Origin of the sequence: Amycolatopsis sp. NPDC051106, from assembly GCF_040682775.1 — a bacterium.
Classification (GTDB): domain Bacteria; phylum Actinomycetota; class Actinomycetes; order Mycobacteriales; family Pseudonocardiaceae; genus Amycolatopsis.
This window is the reverse complement of the sequence record NZ_JBFBBQ010000019.1, coordinates 23,584-47,336: the sequence shown is the minus strand read 5'-3', so window position 1 is coordinate 47,336 and position 23,753 is coordinate 23,584. Positions and strand designations below refer to the sequence as shown.

28 protein-coding genes are annotated in these 23,753 nt (G+C 69.6%); 11 read left to right on the top strand and 17 right to left on the bottom strand.

Going from position 1 to position 23,753, the window contains the following annotated elements; translation table 11 throughout:
- Window positions 1-60 precede the first annotated feature (60 nt).
- A complete protein-coding gene (locus tag AB0M83_RS17205) occupies window positions 61-1,104 on the top strand; it encodes a C45 family peptidase (protein ID WP_364518006.1) in 1,044 nt (347 codons plus the stop codon).
- Here the strand turns inward: AB0M83_RS17205 and AB0M83_RS17200 are convergent.
- Window positions 1,090-1,650 (bottom strand): NAD(P)-binding domain-containing protein, encoded by a 561-nt coding sequence (locus AB0M83_RS17200; RefSeq protein ID WP_364518004.1) that lies wholly within the window; start codon window positions 1,648-1,650, stop codon window positions 1,090-1,092. The two genes, AB0M83_RS17205 and AB0M83_RS17200, sit on opposite strands and share 15 nt — an antisense overlap.
- 68 nt (window positions 1,651-1,718) lie before the next feature.
- Between AB0M83_RS17200 and AB0M83_RS17195 the strand changes: the two genes are divergently transcribed.
- The gene (locus tag AB0M83_RS17195) at window positions 1,719-2,042 is read left to right on the top strand and encodes a helix-turn-helix domain-containing protein (RefSeq protein WP_364518002.1); all 324 of its coding nucleotides are present in this window, start codon (window positions 1,719-1,721) and stop codon (window positions 2,040-2,042) included.
- On the opposite strand, the gene AB0M83_RS17190 is transcribed toward AB0M83_RS17195, so the two are convergent.
- Both AB0M83_RS17190 and AB0M83_RS17185 read right to left on the bottom strand, forming a co-directional pair.
- On the bottom strand, window positions 1,933-2,613 hold the full coding sequence (locus AB0M83_RS17190) for a hypothetical protein (protein ID WP_364518000.1): 681 nt from the start codon (window positions 2,611-2,613) through the stop codon (window positions 1,933-1,935). The genes AB0M83_RS17195 and AB0M83_RS17190 overlap by 110 nt on opposite strands.
- A 262-nt stretch (window positions 2,614-2,875) precedes the next feature.
- On the bottom strand, window positions 2,876-3,856 hold the full coding sequence (locus AB0M83_RS17185) for a sugar-binding domain-containing protein (RefSeq protein ID WP_364517998.1): 981 nt from the start codon (window positions 3,854-3,856) through the stop codon (window positions 2,876-2,878).
- Window positions 3,857-3,985: 129 nt separating this feature from the next.
- On the opposite strand from AB0M83_RS17185, the gene AB0M83_RS17180 reads away from it, so the two are divergent.
- The 5 genes from AB0M83_RS17180 to ugpC are packed head-to-tail and all read left to right on the top strand — an operon-like array spanning window position 3,986 to window position 9,194.
- On the top strand, window positions 3,986-4,990 hold the full coding sequence (locus AB0M83_RS17180; RefSeq protein WP_364517996.1) for a zinc-dependent alcohol dehydrogenase family protein: 1,005 nt from the start codon (window positions 3,986-3,988) through the stop codon (window positions 4,988-4,990).
- Entirely contained in the window at window positions 4,983-6,317 is a 1,335-nt protein-coding gene (locus AB0M83_RS17175; RefSeq protein ID WP_364517994.1) for a sugar ABC transporter substrate-binding protein, read from the top strand. Before AB0M83_RS17180 ends, AB0M83_RS17175 begins: the two co-directional genes overlap by 8 nt.
- A complete protein-coding gene (locus tag AB0M83_RS17170; RefSeq protein ID WP_364517992.1) occupies window positions 6,317-7,249 on the top strand; it encodes a sugar ABC transporter permease in 933 nt (310 codons plus the stop codon). Before AB0M83_RS17175 ends, AB0M83_RS17170 begins: the two co-directional genes overlap by 1 nt.
- Window positions 7,246-8,118 carry a carbohydrate ABC transporter permease gene (locus tag AB0M83_RS17165; protein WP_364517990.1) on the top strand — a complete coding sequence of 291 codons (873 nt, stop codon included), beginning with the start codon at window positions 7,246-7,248 and terminating at the stop codon, window positions 8,116-8,118. Before AB0M83_RS17170 ends, AB0M83_RS17165 begins: the two co-directional genes overlap by 4 nt.
- Before the next feature lie 2 nt (window positions 8,119-8,120).
- Window positions 8,121-9,194 carry a sn-glycerol-3-phosphate ABC transporter ATP-binding protein UgpC gene (ugpC, locus tag AB0M83_RS17160; protein ID WP_364517988.1) on the top strand — a complete coding sequence of 358 codons (1,074 nt, stop codon included), beginning with the start codon at window positions 8,121-8,123 and terminating at the stop codon, window positions 9,192-9,194.
- Between the two features lie 25 nt (window positions 9,195-9,219).
- Here ugpC and AB0M83_RS17155 read toward each other — a convergent pair whose 3' ends face one another.
- From AB0M83_RS17155 to AB0M83_RS17130, 6 genes are all read right to left on the bottom strand, one after another.
- On the bottom strand, window positions 9,220-9,816 hold the full coding sequence (locus tag AB0M83_RS17155; protein WP_364517986.1) for a hypothetical protein: 597 nt from the start codon (window positions 9,814-9,816) through the stop codon (window positions 9,220-9,222).
- On the bottom strand, window positions 9,816-11,147 hold the full coding sequence (locus AB0M83_RS17150) for a putative T7SS-secreted protein (protein WP_364517984.1): 1,332 nt from the start codon (window positions 11,145-11,147) through the stop codon (window positions 9,816-9,818). The genes AB0M83_RS17155 and AB0M83_RS17150 overlap by 1 nt, the downstream gene beginning before the upstream one ends.
- A complete protein-coding gene (locus AB0M83_RS17145) occupies window positions 11,144-11,506 on the bottom strand; it encodes a type VII secretion target (protein ID WP_364517982.1) in 363 nt (120 codons plus the stop codon). The genes AB0M83_RS17150 and AB0M83_RS17145 overlap by 4 nt, the downstream gene beginning before the upstream one ends.
- A gap of 139 nt (window positions 11,507-11,645) precedes the next feature.
- Window positions 11,646-11,840, bottom strand: coding sequence for a ferredoxin (locus tag AB0M83_RS17140; RefSeq protein WP_284747985.1), 195 nt, complete (start codon window positions 11,838-11,840; stop codon window positions 11,646-11,648).
- 37 nt (window positions 11,841-11,877) lie between these two features.
- Window positions 11,878-13,071 (bottom strand): cytochrome P450, encoded by a 1,194-nt coding sequence (locus AB0M83_RS17135; RefSeq protein WP_364517980.1) that lies wholly within the window; start codon window positions 13,069-13,071, stop codon window positions 11,878-11,880.
- A gap of 10 nt (window positions 13,072-13,081) precedes the next feature.
- Window positions 13,082-14,305, bottom strand: a complete 1,224-nt coding sequence (locus tag AB0M83_RS17130) for a cytochrome P450 (protein WP_364517978.1) — start codon at window positions 14,303-14,305, stop codon at window positions 13,082-13,084.
- 179 nt (window positions 14,306-14,484) lie between these two features.
- On the opposite strand from AB0M83_RS17130, the gene AB0M83_RS17125 reads away from it, so the two are divergent.
- Complete coding sequence (locus AB0M83_RS17125; RefSeq protein WP_364517976.1) at window positions 14,485-15,135, top strand: helix-turn-helix domain-containing protein; 651 nt, start codon at window positions 14,485-14,487, stop codon at window positions 15,133-15,135.
- Between the two features lie 75 nt (window positions 15,136-15,210).
- Complete coding sequence (locus AB0M83_RS17120) at window positions 15,211-16,065, top strand: hypothetical protein (RefSeq protein WP_364518146.1); 855 nt, start codon at window positions 15,211-15,213, stop codon at window positions 16,063-16,065.
- A 7-nt stretch (window positions 16,066-16,072) separates the two neighbouring features.
- Here the strand turns inward: AB0M83_RS17120 and AB0M83_RS17115 are convergent, their stop codons facing one another.
- The 8 genes from AB0M83_RS17115 to AB0M83_RS17080 all read right to left on the bottom strand — a co-directional run bounded on the left by AB0M83_RS17115 (window position 16,073) and on the right by AB0M83_RS17080 (window position 22,604).
- Window positions 16,073-16,540, bottom strand: coding sequence for a hypothetical protein (locus AB0M83_RS17115; protein WP_364517974.1), 468 nt, complete (start codon window positions 16,538-16,540; stop codon window positions 16,073-16,075).
- A complete protein-coding gene (locus tag AB0M83_RS17110; protein WP_364517972.1) occupies window positions 16,537-17,283 on the bottom strand; it encodes a hypothetical protein in 747 nt (248 codons plus the stop codon). Before AB0M83_RS17110 ends, AB0M83_RS17115 begins: the two co-directional genes overlap by 4 nt.
- Before the next feature lie 22 nt (window positions 17,284-17,305).
- Window positions 17,306-17,617: a hypothetical protein gene (locus AB0M83_RS17105; RefSeq protein WP_364517970.1), complete on the bottom strand. Its 312-nt coding sequence runs from the start codon at window positions 17,615-17,617 to the stop codon at window positions 17,306-17,308.
- Window positions 17,618-17,645: 28 nt separating this feature from the next.
- The gene (locus tag AB0M83_RS17100; RefSeq protein ID WP_364517968.1) at window positions 17,646-18,341 is read right to left on the bottom strand and encodes a YbaB/EbfC family nucleoid-associated protein; all 696 of its coding nucleotides are present in this window, start codon (window positions 18,339-18,341) and stop codon (window positions 17,646-17,648) included.
- Between the two features lie 72 nt (window positions 18,342-18,413).
- Complete coding sequence (locus AB0M83_RS17095; RefSeq protein ID WP_364517966.1) at window positions 18,414-19,280, bottom strand: aldehyde dehydrogenase family protein; 867 nt, start codon at window positions 19,278-19,280, stop codon at window positions 18,414-18,416.
- Complete coding sequence (locus AB0M83_RS17090) at window positions 19,273-20,706, bottom strand: aldehyde dehydrogenase family protein (RefSeq protein ID WP_364517964.1); 1,434 nt, start codon at window positions 20,704-20,706, stop codon at window positions 19,273-19,275. The genes AB0M83_RS17095 and AB0M83_RS17090 overlap by 8 nt, the downstream gene beginning before the upstream one ends.
- A complete protein-coding gene (gene deoC / locus AB0M83_RS17085) occupies window positions 20,706-21,680 on the bottom strand; it encodes a deoxyribose-phosphate aldolase (protein ID WP_364517962.1) in 975 nt (324 codons plus the stop codon). The genes AB0M83_RS17090 and deoC overlap by 1 nt, the downstream gene beginning before the upstream one ends.
- 309 nt (window positions 21,681-21,989) lie before the next feature.
- Window positions 21,990-22,604 (bottom strand): DUF1707 domain-containing protein, encoded by a 615-nt coding sequence (locus AB0M83_RS17080; protein ID WP_364518144.1) that lies wholly within the window; start codon window positions 22,602-22,604, stop codon window positions 21,990-21,992.
- 85 nt (window positions 22,605-22,689) lie between these two features.
- On the opposite strand from AB0M83_RS17080, the gene AB0M83_RS17075 reads away from it, so the two are divergent.
- Both AB0M83_RS17075 and upp read left to right on the top strand, forming a co-directional pair.
- Window positions 22,690-23,124: a protein-tyrosine phosphatase family protein gene (locus AB0M83_RS17075; protein WP_364517960.1), complete on the top strand. Its 435-nt coding sequence runs from the start codon at window positions 22,690-22,692 to the stop codon at window positions 23,122-23,124.
- Window positions 23,125-23,129: 5 nt separating this feature from the next.
- Window positions 23,130-23,753, top strand: coding sequence for a uracil phosphoribosyltransferase (upp, locus tag AB0M83_RS17070; RefSeq protein WP_285482509.1), 624 nt, complete (start codon window positions 23,130-23,132; stop codon window positions 23,751-23,753).

Here is a 23,753-nt window from a genome sequence, read left to right as displayed (position 1 = left end):
GCGAAGCCCCGGATGTCGCTAGCCGTTGCCTTTTCCTGACTGCTCAGTCATCGTGATCCCATGGTGGCGACAGTGCGGGAGCACCGGATCGGCGACGTGCGCTGGACGGTCGTCCGCGGGCCCCGGGAAGCCGCTTTCCGCGCGTTGGGTTCGCATGCCGCCGCCGACATCCGAACTGTCCTGACCGGACTGCCGGCGTGGCCGGTCACCGAGCGCGCGCGGCGGTCGCCGGTGCTGTTCCGCGCGATCGAATCGGCGTCCCAGGTCGAGCACCCGGACGCGTACGCCGAGCTGACGGCGCTGGCGGCGGGGGCCGGGGTGCCGTTCGACGACCTGCTGCTGGCCAACCTGCGCGGCGACCTCGGCGCGGGCGACGGCACGGGGTGCACGGACCTGGCGTGGGCGGGTTCGCCGTCACTGCTCGGCCACAACGAAGACGGCGCCCCGGTGTTCGACGGGATCGGGCGGCTCCTGACGCTGCTGATCGACGGCGAGCCCGGCGTGTGCGTCTGGTGGTACCCGGGTTTCCTGCCCGCCAACACCTTCACGCTGACCACGCACGGTCTGGTCTGGGGGATCGACAGCGTGAGCGTGGTGGCGCCGTCGCCCTGCGCGGGGCGGCACTTCGTGGCGCGCACGGCTCAGCGTGCGTCGTCCGTGGCGGAAGCGGTGTCGGTGCTGCGTTCCCGCCCTTCGGCGGGCGGGTTCGCGTACACGATGGGCCAGGTCGGTTCGCCGGCGGTGACGGTGGTCGAGAAGGCCGGGGACGAGACCGCGGTGACCACTGTGGGCAGTGGGTTCTCCTGGCACACCAACCACTTCCGCCGGCTCTCGCCGCATCGGGACGTGGCGCCGGAGGAGAGCCTGGACCGGGCGGAGGTGTGCGCGCACCTGAACCCGCTCGCGCCGGACGCGAAGTGGCTGGTCTCGGCGTTGACGAACGACGTGTACCGCACCGCGTCCGGCGGTGACCCGCTGATGACGCTGAGCACCGTGGTGACGGATCTGGCCGACGGCACGGTGACGGTGGTTCCCCGCGGCGGCGAGGCACTGCACGCCCGGGTGGCGGACCTCGCCTCGGGCAACGTCTCAGCTGTGGGCTGAGACCAGGATCGCCTGGGCGTCTTCACCGGCGAACCACAGGCCGATGGCGAACGCCGCCGTCGCCTCCAGCAGGTGCGCCCGGTCGAGGCCGCCGCCGGACACCGGCCGGCAGCCGACGTCGCGGACCAGCGTGCGGACCGCGTCGAGGGCCGCCGGGTCGTCGCCGCAGAGCGGGACGGCGAGCGTCGCGGGTGGCTTCCGCCAGACGTCGGCCGGGGCCAGGTTGAACGCCTTGACGACGTGCGCGCCCGGCGCGGCGGCGGCGATCCGGGTCGCCACCGGGGTGCCCGGCGGGGGCTCGGTGCCGGTCGGGCCGGGCTGGTTGGTGCAGTCCACCAGGACCTTTCCGCGCAGCGGTCCCGCTTCCGGCAGAACTTCGAAGACGGCGTCCGCGGGGATCGCCAGGAGCACGACGTCCGCGAAAGCCGCCACCTCGGTCCAGGTTCCGGTGCGGCGGCCGGCCACCCTCAGTTCGTGGCCGGCGCGCGCCCAGTGCGTGCCGAGCGCGTCCGCCATCGCGCCCGTGCCGAAGATCCCGATCCGCATGCGTCCTCCTTGTGCTTGGCTGGTACCAGCACGACGGTAGGAACCCGGGAAGGAACCGAACGGTAACCATGGACTTCCTCGCCGACTGCCGGACGCGGCTCGCGTTCGACCTGGTCGCCAACACGTGGCACCCGGTCGTGGTGTGGGCGCTGCGTCACGGCCCGCGCCGGCACGGCGACCTGCGTCGCACGATCGGCGGAATCAGCGCGAAGGTGCTCACGGAAGCCTTGCGCCGCCTGGAGTTCGACGGTCTCGTCGAGCGACGCGAAGGCGCGTACGCCCTTACGTCGCTGGGCTCGAGTTTCCTGGAGCCGATCGAAGGCTTCGGGCGGTGGGCGGCTGAGCACGGCGACGACGTCGTCGCCGCTCAAAACCGAGCACGACCAGCATGATCAGCTCCGCCGCCGGCATGGGGAAGCCGAGGGCGAGCCCGGCGGTGACGTCGACCGCGGGCGCGACGATTCCGGCGGCGAACACCCAGGTCGGCGCGGTCGGCGGCTTCGCGGCGGGCGACCACGGCGTCTTCTTCCACGGCTTCGCGATCGAGAGCCACGCCTGGAACGAGAGCGCGCTCGCCATCAGCGACGCTCCGGCGATCTGCGTCCAGGTCGCGGTGCCGGTGTCCGCGGACTCGCGCAGCGCGGGGGAGAGCAGGAAGATGCCGGCGTAGAGCTGGATGAGGGTCAGGGTGAACTTCGTGAGCACCCACCAGTGCCTGGTGTAGCCCCAAGCGGTCGCGCCGGCGAGCAGCAGGCCGGTGAACGCCGAGACGTTCGCCATCGGGGCGAGCAGGACGGAGTCGAGCCGGTCGGCCATCGACGTCGCGGCCGGAACGGGATGCGCGACGGCCAGGGACATCAGCACGACGAGGGCGAGGGCCTGGCTCATCCAGGCGACGGACGAGACGACGTGCAGCCAGACGACGGCTTGGCGCCAGTGCGGGGAAGTCTTGGTTCGGGTCACGTCTTCCAGGCTCGCGGAGGAAACACGCGCGCACATCGGGCCAATCCCCGGAGCCCGAGGCACGCGATCTGCACCCGCTGGGTTAGCGCGCGGGACGAGGCCTACACCCAGGGGAGTAGGTCCACATCCTGAGACCCGCGTCCCAAATGACGCATCTTTCCTAGGGAAAGCTCCGCCTGGGGGGCCCAGTAACGCATCTTTCCTGGCGAAAGCTCCGCCTGGGGGGCTCAGTAGCGCATCTTTCTCGGCGAAAGCTGCGGCCTCAGTGGGGTGGGTTTTTGGCTGCCAGGGCCAGGAGGGGGACCGCGGCAGCCGCGTCGGTGATCAGCGTCGTGACCATGCCGGAGCGCAGGACCGCGTCCACCGCCGCCGCCTTTGGCCGGCTGTAGCCCAGGGCGATCACCTCCGGCACCGCCGTCAGCTCTTCGTGGCTGATCGCCAGCACGTGGTGGGCCAGTCCGGTCGACAACGCGTTGCCGGAAGCGTCGAACAGCCGCGCCGCGACCTCCGCCGTTGCTCCGCGGGCCGTGATCGCCGCGCGCTCGGCCTCGTCCAGGGCGTCGTACACCGTCGACTCGCCCGGCTGCCACGCGCCGATGCTCACCACGGCCTTCGTCAGGTGCCGGAACTGGCCGAACGTCTCCGCGATGCCGGGCTGGCGCCGCAACGTCTCCGTCGTGCGGCGGTCCGGCAGCACCAGTGGCCCGAAGATCGGGTACGCGTCGCCGCCGGACACCGACGTCACGCGGCTGACCGTCTCCACCGACCGGCCGCGCATGTCCATCCCGGCCTGTACCCCGCACAGCTGGACGATCGGGCACCGCGGCAGCGCCCGGATCGCCTCGGTCATCGCGTTCACCGACCGTGCCCACGACAGCCCGATGACGTCCGAAGGAGTCGCGATCTCCTCCAGCAGCCGGGCCGACAGGGTCCCGATCTTGGCCCGGACGACCTCTCTCGGCTCGCGCTCGGTTGAGCGTTCGAGCACCAGGGCGCGCTCCAGGCCGTACGCCGAGCGCACCTCGTCCGACAGTGCCAGGTCCACCGGCGCCGGCAGCGAGAACTCGACCCTGACCAGGCCGGACTCCCGGGCCGTGTCGAGCATCCGGGCCACCTTGAACCGGCTGACGCCGAACTCGTCGGCGATCTCCAGCTTGGAGCGTCCCTGCACGTAGAAGCGCCGGGCGACGGTGGCCAGCAGGATCGCTTCGGTCAGCGACGCCTGCTTCTTGGAAGCGCTCATATGAGCAACTATAGCCCGAAATCTGCCCGAAAGGTTGACGTAACACCGAGGTCAGTCCTGTAATGCCTTCACATGTTCTCGACGCCATAGGTCAACGCTGCTCGTATGAGCGCGAGGAAGGGGCAAGGCATGCGTGCCGCCATCGTCGACCGGCCCGGTGAGATCAGGGTCGGCGAGGTGCCCGATCCGAAACCCGGAGAACGCCAGGTCGTCGTCAAGGTCGGAGCGTGCGGGATCTGCGGGACCGACCTGCACATCGCCGACGGGCACTTCCCGCCCACGCCGTATCCCATCGTCCCCGGGCACGAGTTCGCCGGGGAAATCGTCGAGCTCGGCGCGGACGTGCCGGGCGAGTGGAAGGTCGGCGACCGCGTCGCGGTCGACCCGTCGCTGTTCTGCGGCTACTGCGGCCCGTGCCGAGCCGGCCACGGCAACCTCTGCGCGAACTGGGGCGCCACCGGCGACACCGTCAACGGCGCCTTCGCCGAGTACGTCGCCGTCCCGTCGTCCACCTGCTACCGCATGCCCGACTCGATGACCTGGGAGCAGGGCGCGCTGGTCGAGCCCGTCTCCTGCGCGGTGCACGGCGTGCGCCGCGTCGGCGTCGAAGCCGGAGAGCGCTTCCTCGTGGTCGGCGCCGGCACCATGGGCCTGATCATGCAGCAGCTGCTGCAGCGCTCCGGCGCGCAGGTCACGGTGGTCGACCGCAACGAGGCCCGGCTCCCGCGAGCAGCCAGTCTCGGTGCCGTCGCCACCGCGAAGGACGTCAGCGACCTGAACGGCGAGAAGTTCGACGTCGCCGTCGACGCCACCGGCGCCGCCCCCGCCATCGAAGCCGCCTTCGACTCGATCCGCCGCGGCGGCCGGCTGCTCGTCTTCGGTGTCGCGCCGGCCGAGGCCCGCGTCGCGCTGTCGCCGTTCCGCATCTACAACGACGAAATCACCATCGTCGGCTCGATGGCCGTGCTGCACAGCTTCGGCACCGCGCTCGACCTCGTCGCGAACGGTGCGATCGACACGGATTCACTGCTCACGGACACGCTGCCGCTGGAGCAGTACCCCGAGGCGCTCGCCAAGATGCGCAGCGGCTCGGGCCTCAAGGTGCAGGTACTCCCGGGAGGTAGCCGTGCGTAAGCTGCTCGCCCTCTTCGCCGCGACGTCCCTGCTGGTCACCGGGTGCGCCGGGGCCGGCTCGGTCGGCACCGGCGGGAGCACGCTCGTCATCGCGATCGTGGCCAACCCGCAGATGAAGGACGCGATCTCCCTCGCCCCGGAGTTCGAGAAGGCCACGGGCATCAACCTGAAGTTCGTCTCGCTCCCGGAGAACCAGGCCCGCGCGAAGATCACCGCGTCGACCGCCACCGAGGGCGGCGAGTTCGACGTCGTCATGATCAGCAACTACGAGGCCCCGCAGTGGGCGGCCAACGGCTGGCTCGAGAACCTCGAACCGCACATGGCGGCCACCCCGGACTACGACGAAGGCGACTTCATCCCCAGCATCAAGCAGTCGCTGTCGTACCAGAACCAGATGTACGCGGTGCCGTTCTACGGCGAGTCGTCGTTCCTGGCCTACCGCAAGGACCTCTTCGACAAGGCCGGGATCACCATGCCGGCCAAGCCGACGTGGCAGCAGATCGCCGACTTCGCCGCGAAGCTCGACGACAAGGCGAACGGCGTCGCGGGCATCTGCCTGCGCGGCAAGCCGGGCTGGGGCGAGAGCCTCGCGCCGTTCACGACGGTGGCCAACACCTTCGGCGCGCAGTGGTTCGACAAGGACTGGAACGCCAAGCTGACGTCGCCGGAGTTCAAGGAAGCCGCGAACTTCTACGTCAACCTGATCCGCGAGCACGGCGAGGTCGGTGCCTCCAGCGCCGGGTTCTCCGAGTGCGGCACGCGCTACACGCAGGGCAACGCGGCGATGTGGTACGACGCGACGGTCATGGCGGGCACCAACGAGGACCCGTCGAGCAGCAAGATCGTCGGGAAGTCCGGGTACGCGCCGGCGCCGGTCGTCAAGACGCAGGCCAGCGGCTGGCTCTACACCTGGGCGCTCGGCATCCCGAAGGTCGCCAAGGACAAGGACGCGGCCTGGAAGTTCATGGCCTGGATGACCGACAAGGCGTACGTGCAGAAGGTCGGCCAGACCTACGGCTGGAACCGCGTGCCGCCGGGCGTGCGTCAGTCCACTTACGACATTCCCGACTACGCCAAGGCCGCGCAGGCCTACGCGAAGCCCACTTTGGACGGCATCGCGGACGCGAACCAGCAGAAGGCCATGGCGAACCCGGTGCCCTACCCCGGCATCCAGTTCGTCGGCATCCCCGAGTTCCAGGACCTGGGCACCCGGGTGAGCCAGCAGCTGTCGGCGGCCATCGCCGGCCGCGAGTCGGTCGACGACGCCCTGAAGCAGTCCCAGGACTACGCCCAGACGGTGGGCGACTCCTACAAGGCGGTGCAGTGATGTCCACGCTCTCCGTAGATGCCCCCACGTCCACCTCCCACGCGAAGGCCGAGGAAAAGAAAGGCCTGAGCACTGCGGCCAAGCGGCGGCTGCCGCTGCTGCCCGCGCTGATCTTCGTCATCGCGGTGACGCAGCTGCCCTTCCTGCTCACCGTGTTCTACTCGTTCCAGTCGTGGAACCTGGTCCGGCCGGGCTCGCGGCACTTCGTCGGCCTCGACAACTACATCGACGTCTTCAGCGACACGACGTTCCTGGTCGCGCTGCTCAACACCGTGGTGCTGACCGTGGTGTGCGTGCTGGTCGCGCTGCTGCTCGGCCTCGGCCTGGCGATCCTGCTCGACCGGAAGTTCCTCGGCCGCGGCGTAGTCCGGACGCTGCTGATCACGCCGTTCCTGATCTTGCCGGCGGCCGGCGCGCTGCTGTGGAAGACGACGGTCTTCGACCCGACCTACGGGTTGCTGCACTTCGTCTTCGGCACCGACGTCGACTGGCTTTCGGAGTTCCCGCTGGCCGCGGTGATGGCGCAGATCGTGTGGCAGTGGACGCCGTTCATGATGCTGCTCATCCTGGCCGGCCTGCAGAGCCAGTCCAAAGAGGTCCTCGAAGCGGCCTCTGTGGACGGTGCGAGCCGGTGGCGGACGTTCGCCTCGATCACGCTGCCGCACCTGTCCCGGTTCCTGCAGCTGGCGACGCTGCTGGGCGCGATCTACATCGTGAACAGCTTCGACGCGATCTTCCTGATGACGCAGGGCGGACCGGGCACGGCCAGCACCAACCTGCCGTACTACATCTACCAGCGCGCGTTCGAGGGCTTCGACGTCGGCCAGTCGTCGGCGATGGGCGTGATCGTCGTGATCCTGACGATGATCGTCGCGACGTTCGCGCTGCGCTTGATGTTCCGGACCTTCTCGGTGGACGGAGGCATCAAATGACCACCCTCGAAACCCGCCCGTCGGCGGCCGCCACCGCACCCCCGGCCCGCAAGCCGAAGCGCAAGTTCGGCCCGGGCGCGCTCACCGCCGTCACCTGGGTGATCGCGATCCTGTTCGTCTTCCCGCTGCTGTGGATGATCCTCACGGCGTTCAAGCAGGAGGCCGACGCCTACACCGACCCGCCGAAGCTGTTCTTCAGCCCGACGTTCGACCAGATCGCCAACGTGCTGAAGGGCGGGTTCCTGCCCTACCTGTCGAACTCCGCGTTCGTCACGGTGCTTTCGACACTGCTGGTGCTCATCCTCGGCATCCCGGCGGCGTACGCGCTGTCGCTGGCGCCGGTGAAGAAGACGTCGAACGCGCTCGGCTTCTTCCTCTCGACGAAGATGCTGCCGATCGTGGCGGCGATCATCCCGCTGTACATCATTTCGCAGAACACCGAGCTGCTGGACACGGTGTGGGCGCTGGTCATCCTCTACACGTCGATGAACCTTCCGCTGGCCATCTGGATGATGCGGTCGTTCTTCCTCGAGGTGCCGCACGAGATGATCGAGGCCGGCCGGATCGACGGCGCGAACCTGCCGACGTTGCTGCGGAAGATCATCATGCCGGTGGTCGCGCCCGGGATCGCGGCGACCGCGCTGATCTGCGTGATCTTCTCCTGGACCGAGTTCTTCTACGCGGTCAACCTGACGGCGGCGCGCGCCGGCACCGTGCCGGTGTTCCTCGTCGGGTTCATCACCAGTGAGGGCCTGTACTGGGCCCAGCTTTCCGCCGCCGCGCTGCTGGCCTCGCTGCCGGTGATGATCGTCGGCTGGATCGCGCAGAACCACCTCGTCCGGGGTCTGTCGATGGGAGCGGTGAAGTAGTCATGGCGGGTGTCAGCTACGAAAAGGCGTCGCGGATCTACCCCGGCACGCACGAGGTGCGGGCGGTCGACAAGCTCGACCTGGCGGTGCCGGACGGCGAGTTCCTGGTCCTGGTCGGGCCGTCGGGCTCGGGCAAGTCGACGGCACTGCGGATGCTCGCCGGGCTGGAGGACGTCGACGAGGGCGCCATCCACATCGGCGAGCGCGACGTCACGAACCTGCCGCCGAAGGACCGGGACATCGCGATGGTGTTCCAGTCCTACGCGCTGTACCCGCACATGACGGTGGCCGACAACATGGGCTTCGCGCTGAAGCTGCGTGGGCTGTCCTCTTCGGACATCGCGGCCAAGGTCGGCGAAGCGGCCAAGATGCTGGACCTGACCAAGTTCCTGGACCGCAAGCCGAAGGCGCTGTCGGGAGGCCAGCGGCAGCGCGTCGCGATGGGCCGGGCGATCGTGCGCGAGCCCAGCGTGTTCCTGATGGACGAGCCACTGTCCAATCTGGACGCGAAGCTGCGGGTGGAGACCCGGGCGAACATCGCTCAGCTGCAACGCCGGCTCCGGACGACGACGATCTACGTCACGCACGACCAGGTCGAGGCGATGACGATGGGCGACCGGGTGGCTGTTTTGAAAGACGGCGTCCTGCAGCAGTGCGCGACCCCGCGGGAGCTGTACGAGAACCCGACGAACTCGTTCGTGGCGGGCTTCATCGGGTCACCGGCGATGAACCTGGCGACGTTGCCGCTGACCGAGGGCGGCGTCCAGCTCGGCGACGTCGTGCTGCCGCTGCCGCGATCGGTGGTGTCCGCGGCCGGGGACCTGCGCGAGGTGGTCTTCGGCGTGCGCCCGGAGTCGCTGCAGCTGGTCTCCGAAGGCGGCTTCGAGCTGGTGGTGGAGCTGGTCGAGGAGCTGGGCGCGGACGCGTACCTGCATGGCAAGGTGGGCGACGACCGTTTCGTCGTCCGCGTCGACGGCCGCACGCCGCCCCGGATGGGCGACAACGTCCGGGTGGGCCTGCGCGGCGAAGGCGAGACCCACGCCTTCCACCCCGAAACGACCCTGCGCCTTTCGTGACACCCGGCGCCGGGTGAGCTCCGGCTCACCCGGCGCGGGCCCACGCGAAGGTGTCGAAGATCCCGCGGGCCAGCCCGGCGACGTGCGCCCAGTCCTCGGTGTTGTTACTGGTGACGGCGAGCCCGAGAACCCCGGCGGGGCCGGGGATCCACGCGGTGATCCCGTGCTGGGTGATCCGCACGGTGCCCGCACCGGCCGGGACGCCGCTGTGCGTGACGGACTGCACGAGCACCGCCGGGCCGGCCGGCAGCTCGACGACGTCCACCGGCCCGGTCGCGGTCGCTTCGTGCACCTGCCGCAAGCCGGTGATCGCGACGGCGGTCGACGGGTGCCCGGCCTCCAGGAAGAAGCAGCTGACCAGCACCATGATCGGCCGGTCCGGATCATCGGGGGACCGGAAGAACCCGGCGGTGGTGTAGCCGGACCCGCCGGCCCGGGCAGCCGCGGCGGTCGTGGCCAGCATGACGGTCGTCTCGGCGAGCCCCTGGTCGAGTTCGCCCGCCAGACCGAACCGGGCCGCCACTTCGGCGGCCAGAGCGCGGAACCCCGGCTCGTCGAGCTCGGCCGCGGGCAGCGTGATGAACCCGGTGGGCAGGACCAGGGAGAACTCCGGGACGGCCACTACCGGTGGTCGCCGATCTTGTCCGTGACGAAGTCCTTCGTCCCGCCTACCAGCACGCCTTTCGCTGAGCCGACTCCGACACCGGTGGCGATCCCAGCGGGGCTGAACGGATCCAGCTTGATGCCGGGAAGCAGGTTGACCGCGCCGGCGTGGCTGTACTTCGCGGCTTGCTCGATCGCCGCGTTCCGGCCGGTGACCAGCTCTTTCACGGTGATGGGCGCGAAGCTCTCGCCACCCAGCTCGACGACTTTCTGCCCGATGACGGGCATCTGGGTGATGCCCGGCCGGAATCGTTCGGCTTTCGCGAGCACGGCGCCTTTCCCTGCCTGGAAGGCCGCACTCTTGAGACCGGCCAGGTTCTTCAGTTCGCCTATCTTTCCGACGGTGGCCACGGTCTTCCCCGCCGGGATGATCCCGATCGCGTCCATGCCGATGCCGCCCCAGGACACGTCGGCGCCGGCGGCTTTGGCCAGCAGTTTCGTTCCCACCGCGGCCGCGCTGACGCCGACCGCGGCCGCTGCGGTGACCGCGTTGACCCCCGGGATCCAGGAGGTGGCGATGGCCACCACTCCCAGCACGCTGCCGACCTTCGACAGCGCGTCGCCGATCGTGGCGATGAGGTCGGCGTGCTGCTGTGTCCACTTCCACGCCTTGCCGGCCAGGTCCTTGACGCCGTCGACCATCTTGCCGACCGCGTCGCCGATCTTGTCGAGCCAGCCCGGCTCCTCCGGGGCCTCGTCGGTGGCCTTGCGCAGCGCGGCAGCGACCTGTCCCGCCAGTTCCCGGTGCTGGGCCCGCAGGCGCTTCGCGTCCGCCCGCAGCGCGTCTAGTCCGTGCTGGGCCTCGGTCAACTCGTGCTGGGCGCGGCCGAGGGCCGCCTCGGCCCGCTGGAGCTCGGCCGGGTCGGTGAACACCTGCCCGGCGAGCCGCAGGTGGGGGTTGGCCTGCGCCGTCGTCAGCTGGGCTTGCGCTGTCTCCGCCCGGGTTTCCAGGTCGACGGCGTGCCGTTGCAGCGCGGAGAGGTCGTCGGCCCAGCCGCTGAGCGTGCCCGCGGCACCCGCGAGCGAGCGGTGCGCCTGGTCCAGGTAGCCGGGGACCTTGCCGACGGTCTCGCGGAAGGCGTCGGCGCCGTCGCCTTCCCAGAAGCCGCCGGACTTCCCGACCCCGGTCAGTTCGTCGCAGGCCCGGTCCAGCTCGGCGGCGACCGCGCTCAGCGTGCCGGCGATCTCTTCGACCCCCGCGACCGCGCCCGGGGCGGGATCGAACCCCAGCGCCGGGTAGTCCGCGCTCCCCACCGGGGAAACGGCGTCTTCGAGCTGCTCCCAGGTCACGCCGTTCTCCCGTCGAGCCGGTCGCAGATCTCCGACTCGCCGGCGCGCGCCGGCGGGGCCGACCCGACCTGACCGCGGTCGAGCGCGCCGGCGACCTTCTGCTCCGTTTCGGCGTAGACCCGCTCGGCCTGCGTCAGTCCTTCGGCGACAGTTCCGGAGAAGGCGCCGATCTTGGCGATGCCGTACTCCCAGCGGTCCCGGAACCGGCCGCCGGCCGCGTCGATGTCGTGGCTGCCCAGATCGCGGGCGGAAGCGTCTTTCAGCGCGTTGCCCGCGCTGGTCATCCGCTCCCGGGCCCGTTCCAAGGTGGCGATGAGCGACCTCATCCGTTCCGGATCGACCTCGTAGCCCCCTGACATCCATGCCCTCCTCGCCGGTGTTGTAGCTGTGCTGATCGGCGGTCGAGCACCCCTTGTTACGCGTGCGAGCGCAAAAAAGCCGTGGGTGGTGAACCGGGACCAACCCGGCTCACCACCCACGGCGTGCGTCGTGCGGGCGCTACTCCTGCAGGGAGAGGGCCTGGCTGGGGCAGACGTGCACCGCTTCGCGGGCTTTCTCGACCAGCGCACCCTCGGGCGTCTCGTTCAGGACGATGACCGTGCCGTCGTCTTCGCTCTGGTCGAACAGCTCGGGCTCGGTCAGCACGCACTGACCGGCGCCGACGCACTTGCCGGTGTCCGCGATGATCTTCATGGTTCTTCTCTCCTGTGGTGGGATGGCAGTTCGATCTCTACCAGGTCACCGGCAGCCGGTACAGGCCGTAGATGTTCGCGTCGTCCTTGAACGCCAGGTCGTCCACCGGAGCGGCCAGCTCGAGGGAAGGCACCCGCCGGAAGAGCGTGTCGAAGACGATCTGCAGTTCCATCCGGGCCAGGTTCTGGCCGAGGCACTGGTGCGGGCCGAAGCCGAACGCGACGTGGTGGCGGGCACCGCGCTCGATGTCCAGCTCGTCGGCGTTCTCGAACGCCCGCGGGTCGCGGTTCGCCGCGTAACCCAGCGCCAGCACGCCTTCCCCGGCCCGGATCAGCTGCCCGCCGACTTCGACGTCCTCGACGCACAGGCGCGCCGTGGCCGCGTCGACGATCGTCCAGTAGCGCAGCATCTCCTCGACGGCGTCGAGCGTCTTGCCCGGGTCGGCCTGGATCGCCGCGAGCTGCTTCGGGTTGCGGAGGAACGCCACGGTGGACAGCGAGATCATGTTCGCCGTCGTCTCGTGGCCCGCCACCAGCAGCAGGAACCCCGTCGCGGCCAGGGAAGCGCGCCGGTAGGTGCCGTCCTCGCGGAGCTTGACGATCTGCCGGCCGAGCAGGTCGTCCGGCGGGTTCGCCTCCTTCTCCGCGATGAGGTCTTCCATGTAGCCGCGGATGGTGTCGAACGCCGCCCGCCGCTCTTCCGGCGTCGTCGAGCGCTTGATCAGCTTCGCCGTGTGTTCCTGGAAGAAGTCGTGCTCGGCGTACGGCACGCCGAGCATCTCGCAGATCACCAGCGACGGCACCGGCAGCGACAGTGTCTCGACCAGGTCACCCGGCTTCGGCCCGGCCAGCAGCGCGTCGATCTGCCCGTCCACGATCTCCTGGATCCGCGGCCGCAGCGCCTCCATCCGGCGCACGGTGAACTCGCCGAGCACGGCCTTGCGGGCCGGCCCGTGCTCGGGCGCGTCCATGGTGATCATGGTGCGCTCGTCGCCCTGCCGGCGGAAGCCGCCCTTGACCAGCTGCGGGAAGTCCGGGTGCTGGCGGTCGGCGCTGAACCGCCGGTCGTTCAGCACGGTCCGGACGTCCTCGTGCCGGGTGACCACCCAGGCCTGGCCGCCGTCGGGCAGCCGGACCCGCGTGACCGCGTCCTTCTCCCGGATCTCCTCGTACGCCGGCGGCGGCGCGAACGGGCACGTGCGGGTCATCGGAAATTCGTGGACCGCGGTCATGGCGTTCTCCTCACCAGGTGACGGGCAGGCAGTAGAGGCCGAAGATCGACGAGTCGTGCTTGAAGGGCAGCTGGTCGACGGGTACGGCCAGCTTCAGCTCCGGGATGCGGCGGAAGAGCGTGTCGAAGACGATCTGCAGTTCCATCCGGGCCAGGTTCTGCCCGAGGCACTGGTGCGGGCCGAACCCGAACGCGACGTGGTGGCGCGCGCCGCGCTCGATGTCCAGCTCGTCCGGGCTGTCGAACGCCTCCGGGTCGCGGTTGCCGGAGTAGCTCAGCCCGAGCACGCCCTCGCCTTCGCGGATCAGCTGCCCGCCGATCTCGAGGTCCTCGGTGGCGACGCGCGAGGTCGCGAACTCGGCGATCGTGAAGTACCGGAGCAGCTCCTCGACGGCGTCGAGCGTCTTGCCGGGGTCGTTCTTGATCAGTTCGAGCTGGTCCGGGTTCTCCAGCAGCGCGACGGTGCCGAGCGAAATCATGTTCGCCGTCGTCTCGTGGCCGGCGATGAGCAGCAGGAACGCCAGCGACACGAGCGAGTCGTGGTCGGCTTCGCCGTGCTCTTCGCGCTGCTTGGCGATCTGGCGGCTGAGCAGGTCGTCGGCCGGGTCGGTCTCCTTCTTGGTGACCAGCTGGTCGAGGTACTCCTGCAGCTCGTCGACGGCCTTGACGCGGGTGTCCTGGTCGACGTCCCGGTTGAGCAGGGTCGAGCTGCGGACCTGGAAGAAGTCGTGGTCGGCGTACGGGACGCCGAGCAGTTCGCAGATGACCAGCGACGGCACCGGCAGGCTGAGCGCGGTGACCAGGTCGGCGGGCTTCTGGCCGGCCAGGATCGCGTCGATGTGCTCGTCGACGATCTGCTGGATCCGCGGCTGCAGCGCCTTCATCCGCTTGACCGTGAACTCGCCCACGACCTCGCGGCGCGCCGCGCCGTGCTGCGGCGGGTCCATGTTGATCAGCGACGCGGTGAAGTTGGTCCGCCGGACCGGGCGCCCCTGCTTGGTCAGGAACGGGAAGCCGGGGTTGAACCGGTCGGAGCTGAACCGCGGGTCGGTGAGCATCTGCCGGACGTCCTCGAGCCGGGTGATCGCCCACGCCTCCTGGCCGGACTGCAGCTCGACGCGCTGGACCGGCCCCGCTTCGCGCAGCCTCTCGTACGCCGCCGGCGGGGCGAACGGGCAGGTGCGCTCCAGCGGGAAGACTTCGTCCTTCGTGGTGGGATCGGCGACTTCGGTCATTTCGGGCCCCCTAAAACGGACTAACAGTATGCGGAGGATTACATTCCGGTTCTACGACCCAAGGTACCGAAGTGGAGGGAAGTCGTCCACTAGCTAACGGGTGACTCACTTGAGTTCGAGTGTGTGGCCGCTTGACCATGCGAGAATCACCCCGCGCGATCCAGCGAGAGGCGAACGGCATGACGGCAGACCCCGAGACCACCCTGCGGGCGGACGCGCGGCGCAACCGCGACCAGATCCTGGCCGCCGCGAAGACCATCTTCGCCGTTTCCGGTCCCGAGGTGCCGATGGAGGAGATCGCCCGCGCGGCCGGCGTCGGCGTCGGCACGCTGTACCGCCGGTTCCCGGACCGGGACGCGCTGGTCCGCGCGGTCGCGATGGACAACTTCGAGCGGGTGCTGATCGACGCCCGCACGATCGCCGCCGAGGAGACGTCGCCGTGGCGCGCGCTGGAGCGGCTGCTGCGGCAGTCGGTGGAGCTGCAGCTGAGCATCCAGCTGGCGATGGTGTCGCACCGGGCGCTGGTGATCCTCAAGGGCGACCCGGAGGTCCGGCGCCTGCGCGACGAGATCCTGGCGGTGGTGGAAGACTTCGTCCGCGGTGCCCAGGCCGAGGGCAAACTGCGCCCGGACGTCGGCGCCGGCGACATCGCCATCCTCTTCGCGACCCTGCTGCGGCAGGTGCGGGCGAAGGCTCCGGAGGTGGCCGAGATGGCGGCACGCCGTTGTGTCGGGATCATGATCGACGGGCTCAGCGCGCGCCCGGGCACCGAGCTGCCGGGCCGCCCGATCACTTCGGACGACCTGGATCCGGCGGACGACCACGGCTGATTTCCCGGTTTTCCGTGTTAGGGTTCCGCCTCGTTCTGCCGAATTCGGGTTGCGGGCGGGAAAATGCGACGAAGAATGCTGGCCGTGGTGTTGACGATTCCCTTCCTGGTGGTCGCCGGCTGCGGTGACGGCCCGGTCGGCGGCGCCGCGGCCCCGGCCCCGGCGGCCCCCTCGACGACGTCGCCGAGTACGTCCCTCTCGCCGGCGACTTCGGTCTCGCCGGCGACGTCTTCTCCTGCGGTGGTACCGACTCCGACGCCTCCGTCGACGACACCGGTGCGCGGCTGCCGCAGCCCGGAGTTCACGACGACCGACCCCGACGGCGGCTGGTCGGACGGCGGCTACTACGTCCACAACAACATGTGGAACGCGGACGAGGCGGGCCCGGAAACGCTGCGCGCGTGCGCCTACGACAACTGGTACGTCGAATCCACCCAACCCGATTCGACGTCGGTGAAAACCTATCCGAATGTGCACAAGGACATCAATGACCAGAACGGAAAACCGTTCAACGACTATTCGGTGATCAAGACGACGTTCGCCGGCCGCGGCCCGGGCGTGGGCATCTACGACGTGGCGTACGACCTGTGGCTGAACGGAGTGGGCGACGGAGCCGGCGTCAGCGAGCTGATGGTGTGGACGGAGAACCTCAAGCAGCAGCCGTCCGGCGACAAGCTGACGACGTACACGGCGGACGGCTCCACGTACGACGTGTGGGCGGACGACGACGGGTACGTGGCGTTCGTTTCGCGGTCGACGCAGTACTCGGGAAGCCTGGATCTGAAGGCGATGATCGCGTTCGCGATCGGCAAGGGGTTCATCCCGCCCAACCCGACGGTGAACCAGATCGGCTACGGGATCGAGTTCTGCTCGACGGGTGGGGGCAAGGCGAGGTTCACGCTGACGGACTTCTCGGTGACGATGAGCTAGCGCGCACTCAGCCGAGACGGTAGGCCCGTCGGACGGAGAAGGACGTCACGCCGCCGACGACGGCAGTGACCACGGTGATCACGAACACCGCGACCACCATGCCCGCGGTGACCGGAGCGGTGCCCCCGCGACCGCCGGTGCCCAGGATGATCAGGCAGCCCAGGAAGTCCGTCACGAGCGTGCAGCACCACATCGCCAGGACGAGGTTGCGAACGCCGGTCACGAACGACGTCGTCAGCCGTCCGGCGACCGAGCGCGAGCGTGCCGTCAAGTCGCTCGACCCCGCGATGAGCAGGGCGAAGCCGCCCGCGCCGAGGAAGATCAGGCCGAAGTAGGCCAGCGGATGCGTATGCGTCGGTGCGGTTACGCCCAGCCAGATCAACGCGACCCAGCTGACCAGCGCCGAGACCACGGCCACCCAGCCCGTGACGGGGACCGTTGCCGTGCTTCGCCTGGCCGGCTCGAAGGCGGTCACTGCATCACGTGCCAGTCGGACTTTTCCTGCATGGCCCCGACATTCGACTTCGCCCACTGGTCACCGAGGTCGTGCACCTTCTGCGCGATGGTATTCTGCTCGGTCGAGATGGTGTTCATCAGCGACATCACCGAGACGATGGCCGTGGTGACCAGGCCGATGGCGACGCCGGCAGCCGTGGCGATCGCGGCGATGGCGGCGGGGATGCCCACCACGGTGCACGCGGCCGCGATCGCGCCGATCGCGCCGGCCACGAAGACGCCACCGGCGACGCCCATGGCCACCCAGAACGTGTCGATGCCGTTGGCGAGGTTGTCCAGCGAACTCCTCAGCTGGTTGGCCAGGTCCTTGACGGAGTTGAGCCCGCCGACCTGAGCGGGCACCGTGGCTTTGTACGCCTCGGCGCCACGCCCTTGCCAGTCCAGGTTGGCCTGGAGCTTGTCCAGCGCGATGTCACCGGAGATGTCGCCGACCACGTTGCCGACCTTCGCCACCCAGTCGGCCCCGACCTGGTGGAGCCGGTCCGGGTTACCCGGCTGGTCGATCAGCTGGTTCACCCGGTCCCAGAACTCCTTGGCCTTCTGCTGTAGAAAGGCCATGCCGTCTTTGATCGGCTGGATCAGGTCGGACAAGAAGCCGGGAACCCAGTCCAGCGTGTCGTTGACCTTGTTGATGAACTCCAGGATCTTCTGTTCCAGCTCGTGGAACGTGCCGGTGCTCTGCTGGATCGCGGTACTCGTCACGCTTCTCGTGCCCCTTGCTCGATCAGTGACCGGACGCGCGCTGGATGCGCTGCTGGTGGGCGGCTTCTGTCTCGTCGTACAGGTCAGCCGCGTGGCGCAGTGCCCCGGCGAGGTTGTGGAAGTTCTCGGCGGCTTGGCCGAGCATGTTCAGCAACGCGTTCTGGGCGGAGGCGTAGGTCTTGTCGATCCCCTTGTCGACTCCGTACATCATCACATCGCTGGGGGTGAGGCCCAGACCGCCGATCGCCTGTTTGGGCCCGTCGAGGGCCTGGCCGGCGCCGTCCCAGGTCCTGGCGTCCGAGCGCAAGGCGTCGACGGCCGTCTTCAGATCCATTTCCGGTGTCTCCCCTGGTGGTCGGCGCTCAGCTGCTCGGCATGCCCAGCCGGCGCATGAGCAGCTCCGGATCGCGGGCGAGGTCCATGAGTTCCGCGACCGCGGGGCCCTGCGGACCCGCCGCCAGCTCGCCGGGCGTGCTGGCGGAATGGAGTTCGCGCAGCACCTCGGTCAGTTCGCTTTCGATCTCCGTGTGCCGTACCTGCCCTGCCCACAAGGGGTCGATGGTCAGGGTCGTGAAGTGGCCACGCTCGGCCGTTCCTCGCACGTGACGGCCGGAGCTTTCCACTTCAGCCGGGCGGTCGACCACGGATGCCAGCTTCCGGGTGAATCCCGCGAGCTCCTGGTGGACGCTGTCGAGGAGCCGTTGCACGTCGGCGGTGCTGAGCCGGCCGGTTTCCGCGGGTCGAGTGCCTTCGGCGTCGCCGGACGGCTCGATCGGGTTTTCTTCCACGCTCTTCGCGAGCGCTCGCATGGTCGCCGTGTTCGCCGCGGCCAGCACGGCGCCATCGAGAGCGCGGGGATCGAGGGCTCTGCGCCAGTCACGGGAGAGCCGGACTGCGGCGATCTCCGCGTTCGCCGTGACGAGGACCTCGACGACGCCGTCCGGATCGGTTCCGTTCAGCGTCGGCTCGTCCTCCGGCGGCGCCTCGGGGGCCGGCGCCGCCGGTTCGTCGTCCCAGTCCTTGTACTCCTCGAAACCCCAACGCGGTTGATCGGCCACCAGCGTCCCTCCCGTGTCGCTGCGTGACCGGGAGGTTACCACTATGCCCAGTGGCTGTCTTGGTTACTGCTTTCAGACGCCCAGCGGGTGCCAGACCGTCTTCGCCTCCAGGTAACGCCGCACCCGGGTCAGGTCCGGCGCCGCTGTCCAGTCCGGCTCCGCCGCCGGGACCGTCAGCACCCGCTTCACCGTGTTCGCCGCTTCGCGGGCCAAGCCCGGGCGGTCGTCCAGCGCAGCGCCAGTCGGGTCCAGCGCGTTGACGTCTCCGTGGGATGCCAGCCACGGACCCAGCTCCGCTGCCCGCCCCGTCAGGATGTTCGCCACTCCGCCCGGGACGTCCGACGTCGCCAGGACCTCCGACAGCGTGATCGCCGGGAGGGGCCTCTCCGCGCTCGACACCACCACCGCCGTCGAGCCCGTGGCCAGGACCGGGGCCAGGACCTCGACCAGGCCCAGCAACGACGACCCCTGTGGTGCCAGGACGCCCACCACGCCGGTCGGCTCCGGCATCGTGAACGAGAAGTACGGCCCCGCGACCGGGTTGGCCGACCCGAGGACGGAGGCGATCTTGTCCGTCCAGCCCGCGTACCAGACCCAGCGGTCGATCGCGGCGTCCACAAGGGACTCGGCCTTCTTCGCCGCCAGGCCCTCGGACGCCGAAACCTCCGCGATGAACTGGTCGCGACGACCTTCCAGCACCTCGGCCACCCGGTAGAGCACCTGGCCGCGGTTGTACGCCGTCGCCGCCGACCAGCCCGGGAACGCCTTGCGGGCCGCCACCACCGCGTCGCGGACGTCCTTGCGGGACGCGTGCGCCGCGTTCGCCAGGAACTTGCCCTTCGCGTCCGTCACCGGGTACACCCGGCCGGACTCCGAACGCGGGAACTTGCCGCCGATGTAGAGCTTGTACGTCTTCGCGACGGAAATCCGGTCAGACATTCAGGTACGCCTCCAGCCCGGTGCGGCCGCCTTCGCGCCCGAAGCCGGATTCCTGGTAGCCGCCGAAGGGGGCGGTGGGGTCGAAGCGGTTGAAGGTGTTGGCCCAGACCACGCCCGCGCGCAGCTGGTTCGCCATCCACAGGATCCGGGAGCCCTTTTCGGTCCAGATGCCGGCCGAAAGCCCGTACGGCGTGTTGTTGGCCTTCGCGACGGCCTCGTCCGGCGTGCGGAACGTCAGCACCGACAGCACCGGGCCGAAGATCTCCTCGCGCGCGATCCGCATCGACTGGTGGACGTTCGCGAACACCGTCGGGGCGAAGAAGAACCCGCGGTCCGGCATCGGGCACGGGCTGGTCCAGCGCTGCGCGCCCTCGGCGTCCCCGGACTCGACGAGCCCGCGGATCTTCGCCAGCTGCTCGGCCGAGTTGATCGCGCCGACGTCGGTGTTCTTGTCGAGCGGGTCGCCGACGCGCAGCGTCGAGACGCGGTAGCGGAGCTTCTCCAGCACCTCTTCGGCGATGGACTCCTGCACCAGCAGCCGCGAGCCCGCGCAGCAGACGTGGCCCTGGTTGAAGAAGATGCCGTTGACGATGCCTTCGACGGCCTGGTCGAGCGGCGCGTCCTCGAACACGATGTTCGCGGCCTTGCCGCCCAGCTCCAGCGTCAGCTTCTTCGGCGTGCCCGCGACCTGGCGCTGGATCGCCTTGCCGACCTCGGTCGAGCCGGTGAAGGCGATCTTGTCGATCCCGGCGTGGTCCACAATGGACGCGCCGATGTCGCCGGCGCCCGGGAGGATGTTCACCACGCCCGGCGGCAGCTCCGCCTGCCGGCAGATGTCGGCGAACACCAGCGCGGTCAGCGGCGTCGTCTCGGCCGGCTTCAGCACGACGGTGTTGCCGGTGGCCAGCGCCGGCGCGATCTTCCAGGCCAGCATCAGCAGCGGGAAGTTCCAGGGGATGATCTGGCCCGCGACGCCCAGCGGCCGCGGGTTCGGGCCGTACCCCGCGTACTCCAGCTTGTCGGCCCAGCCCGCGTGGTAGAAGAAGTGCGCCGCCGCCGTCGGGACGTCGGAGTCGCGCGACTCCTTGATCGGCTTGCCGTTGTCCAGGCTCTCCAGCACCGCCAGCTCGCGCGAGCGTTCCTGGATCAGCCGCGCGATGCGGAAGAGGTACTTGGCGCGCTCGGTGCCCGGCATCTTCGACCAGACCGAGTCGTAAGCCTTGCGCGCGGCCTTGACCGCGGTGTCCACATCGGACTTCGACGCGGTGCCGACCTCGGCCAGGACCTCTTCGGTGGCCGGGTTGATCGTCTTGAGCGGCTCACCCGAGCCGTCGACGAATTCGCCGTTGATGAACGGCTTGTAGGAGTCCTTCAGGTTCGCGATGGCGCGCGACTCCGGCGCCGGTGCGTACTCGAAAACAGGCATCAGTCCACCGTCACGTAGTCGGGGCCGCTGTAGTGGCCGTCCACCTGGGTGCGGCGCTGCAGCAGCAGGTCGTTGAGCAGGCTGGACGCGCCGAAGCGGAAGAGGTCCGGGACCAGCCACTGCTCGCCGGCGACCTCGTGCACCGCGACCAGGTACTTGATCGCGTCCTTCGTCGTCCGGATGCCGCCGGCCGGCTTGACGCCGCGGAGCTCGCCGGTTTGGACGTGCCAGTCGTGGACGGCCTGCAGCATGATGTGGGTGACCGGCAGCGTCGCGGCGGGGGAGACCTTGCCGGTGGACGTCTTGATGAAGTCCCCGCCGGCCAGCAGCGCCAGCCACGACGCGCGCCGCACATTGTCGTAGGTCGCCAGCTCGCCGGTCTCGAGGATGACCTTCAGGTGGGCGTCGCCGCAGGCGGCCTTGATGGCCTGGATCTCCTCGAAGACGTCCATGTAGCGGCCCTCGAGGAACGCGCCGCGGTCGATCACCATGTCGACCTCGTGCGCGCCGGCGTCGACGGCGATCTTGGTGTCGGCCAGCTTGATCTCGCGGCTCGTGCGCCCGGCGGGGAAGCCGGTCGCGACGCTGGCGACGTGCACGCCGCTGCCCTTGAGCGCTTCGACGGCGGTGGCGACCATGTCCGGGTACACGCAGACGGCGGCGACGCGCGGGGTGTCCTGGCGTTCCGGGTCGGGACGGACGGCCTTCGCGGCGAGCGCCCGGACCTTGCCGCGGGTGTCGGCGCCCTCCAGGGTGGTCAGATCGACCATGGAGATGGCGGTGTCGATGGCCCACCGCTTGGCGTCCTTCTTGATGCTGCGCGTGCCGAGGCCCGCCGCGCGCTGCTCGACGCCGACCTGGTCGACACCGGGCAGCCCGAGCAGGAAGCGGCGCAGGCTCGCGTCGTCGCGAGTCGCGTCCACCAGCGGTGCCGGGGTGGCCGGCGCCGCTGACGTGCTGGTCGTGGCTGTCATGGGGCTGAGTCTAGGCGGCGGGTCCGACAGTGCGGTCCCGACAGCGCGCGGCGTCCGGAGGCGGGTCACCCTGTGTTACGCCCCAGGTGGCGAGGGTCAATATCGACGGCAGATGTCCGACCCGGGAAGCACACACCAGCCGTCGGGGGCAGCGGCAGCCGGCGCGGACACGGTGCAGGGCCCGTCGCTGTCCGAGCACCAGCCGGGTTGGGCCGCGGAGGACACGGGCACGAGCGTCAGGACGGCCGCCGAGACGAAGAAGCCGGCCGTGATGATCCGAGCAAGAGATCGCATGGTGCCACGCTAGCGTCAGTCCCCCTCGATCTGCGGCGGTTCCGACCGCTTCGCCGGTTTTCGGTACACGACCACCCCGCCCCAGAAAGCCAACCCGTTGATCTTCACCGTCGGAGCTGTCGCCGGGGCCGGCGGAGCCCCGGACTTGTCCTCCAGCACGAACCCGCCCATGAACCCGATGCCCGTCACGTCGACGTTGATGTCGTCCGGGACCGTGATCTGGATGCCGCCCATGATCGCGACCGCGGTGATCGTGCAGTTGCGGTCGGCGAACCGGGCCTGGCGCAGGTCGATCTCCGCGCCGCCCCAGAAGGCGAAGCTGTTGTGCTGGGGTGGGAGGACCCAGCTGCCCTTGCGGACCGCTCCCGACAGCACGCCGATCGACACCGGGGAACCCGGGTGGCCGCCGATGCGCTGGTCCGGGAAGCCCAAGGCCCGCGTCGGCGCCGGTTCGAGAGTGGCGGAAGAACTCGGGAGGTCGGCCGTCACCGGCTTGAGCTCCCCGACGGTTTTCGCCGCGTAGACCGTCGTGAGCCGCTCTTCCAGCTCGTTGACGGTGATCCGCCCTTCCGAAAGGGCGTTGTGCAGCACCTGCGCGACGCGCTCGCGGTCCGCGTCGGAAGCCCTCATCTGGTCGGGCGTCAGTTCGCTCACCCGGCGGAGCTTAGCGGCGAAAACCACCCTGCGTGTCCATCTTCCGGAGGACACTGACCCGATGGGGTCGACAACAGTGGAATTCCCGGACGGCGTCCGGGTCCGCGGCCGCGGGCTGGGTCGGCCGCGGCCGGACGAAAGCGAGCCGGACTTCGGGCTGTACCTGGGGACGAGCCGGTTGCGGCGCAAGCACGGCGGCGGCATCACCTGGCCGCACGAATGGGTCACCTGGCCGGACTTCCTGCTGCCCGTCAAGCCCGCCGAAGCACGCCGGCAGATCACGGCCCTCCACGAACGAGCCAAGACCGAAACCGTCGAAGTCGCCTGCTACGGCGGCGCCGGCCGGACCGGCACGGTGATGGCCTGCCTGGCCATCCTCTCCGGCGTCCGCGAGGATCAAGCCGTCGCCTGGGTGCGTGAGCACTACAACGAACGTGCCGTCGAAACGCCCTGGCAGCGCGGCTGGGTGAAAAGGTTCGCGGGACGGCTAGATTGACCCGCATGGATGTGCACGTCGTCGATCACCCCCTCGCGAAGGCCCGGCTCTCCACGATGCGCGACGCGCGCACGGACAGCGCCGCGTTCCGGGCCGCGCTGCACGAGCTGACCGTCATGCTGGTCTACGAAGCCACGCGCGACGTGCCGGTCAAGACCGAGCGGATCCACACGCCGGTCGCGCGCACCGAGGGCTACAAGCTGGCCAAGCCGCCGTTGCTCGTCCCGGTGCTGCGGGCCGGCCTCGGCATGGCCGACCAGGCGCACAAGCTGATCCCGGACGCGCAGATGGGCTTCGTCGGCCTCGCGCGCGACGAGGAGACGCTGAAGCCGACGCCGTACCTCGAATCACTGCCGGAATCGCTCGCCGACCGGCCGGTGCTGGTGCTCGACCCGATGCTCGCCACCGGCGGCTCGATGGAGTACACGATCCGGCTGCTCACCGATCGCGGCGCCGACGACGTCACGGCCATCTGCGCCCTGGCCGCGCCGGAAGGCTTGGCCCACCTGGAAAAGACCGGCCTGCCCGTCCGCGTCGTCACCGCCAGCATCGACGAGCGCCTCAACGACTCGGGCTTCATCGTCCCGGGCCTCGGCGACGCGGGTGACCGCCAGTACGGCGCCGTCTAA